Below are 1,331 nucleotides of genomic sequence, written 5' to 3' on the forward strand. Positions count from 1 at the left end.
ACTCAAATTGCTTGGGTGTTATATGGTCAAGCCTCACGGGCAATTAGTATTGGTTAGCTCAACGCCTCACAGCGCTTACACACCCAACCTATCAACGTCGTAGTCTTCGACGGCCCTTTAGGGAACTCAAGGTTCCAGTGAGATCTCATCTTGAGGCAAGTTTCCCGCTTAGATGCTTTCAGCGGTTATCTTTCCCGAACATAGCTACCCGGCAATGCCACTGGCGTGACAACCGGAACACCAGAGGTTCGTCCACTCCGGTCCTCTCGTACTAGGAGCAGCCCCTCTCAAATCTCAAACGTCCACGGCAGATAGGGACCGAACTGTCTCACGACGTTCTAAACCCAGCTCGCGTACCACTTTAAATGGCGAACAGCCATACCCTTGGGACCGGCTTCAGCCCCAGGATGTGATGAGCCGACATCGAGGTGCCAAACACCGCCGTCGATATGAACTCTTGGGCGGTATCAGCCTGTTATCCCCGGAGTACCTTTTATCCGTTGAGCGATGGCCCTTCCATACAGAACCACCGGATCACTAAGACCTACTTTCGTACCTGCTCGACGTGTCTGTCTCGCAGTCAAGCGCGCTTTTGCCTTTATACTCTACGACCGATTTCCGACCGGTCTGAGCGCACCTTCGTACTCCTCCGTTACTCTTTAGGAGGAGACCGCCCCAGTCAAACTACCCACCATACACTGTCCTCGATCCGGATAACGGACCTGAGTTAGAACCTCAAAGTTGCCAGGGTGGTATTTCAAGGATGGCTCCACGCAAACTGGCGTTCACGCTTCAAAGCCTCCCACCTATCCTACACAAGCAAATTCAAAGTCCAGTGCAAAGCTATAGTAAAGGTTCACGGGGTCTTTCCGTCTAGCCGCGGATACACTGCATCTTCACAGCGATTTCAATTTCACTGAGTCTCGGGTGGAGACAGCGCCGCCATCGTTACGCCATTCGTGCAGGTCGGAACTTACCCGACAAGGAATTTCGCTACCTTAGGACCGTTATAGTTACGGCCGCCGTTTACCGGGGCTTCGATCAAGAGCTTCGCGTTAGCTAACCCCATCAATTAACCTTCCGGCACCGGGCAGGCGTCACACCCTATACGTCCACTTTCGTGTTTGCAGAGTGCTGTGTTTTTAATAAACAGTCGCAGCGGCCTGGTATCTTCGACCGACGTGAGCTTACGCAGTAAATGCTTCACCCTCATCGGCGCACCTTCTCCCGAAGTTACGGTGCCATTTTGCCTAGTTCCTTCACCCGAGTTCTCTCAAGCGCCTTGGTATTCTCTACCCAACCACCTGTGTCGGTTTGGGGTACGGTTCCTG

General features: G+C 53.0%; 1 rRNA gene. It reads right to left on the bottom strand.

The annotated features are described in order from the left end of the window. Nucleotides 1-22: 22 nt before the first annotated feature. Nucleotides 23-1,331, bottom strand: a 23S ribosomal RNA gene (locus GHO41_RS29225); the annotation flags it as partial.

Origin of the sequence: Pseudomonas sp. FSL R10-0399 (assembly GCF_009600165.1) — a bacterium.
Lineage (GTDB): Bacteria > Pseudomonadota > Gammaproteobacteria > Pseudomonadales > Pseudomonadaceae > Aquipseudomonas > Aquipseudomonas helleri.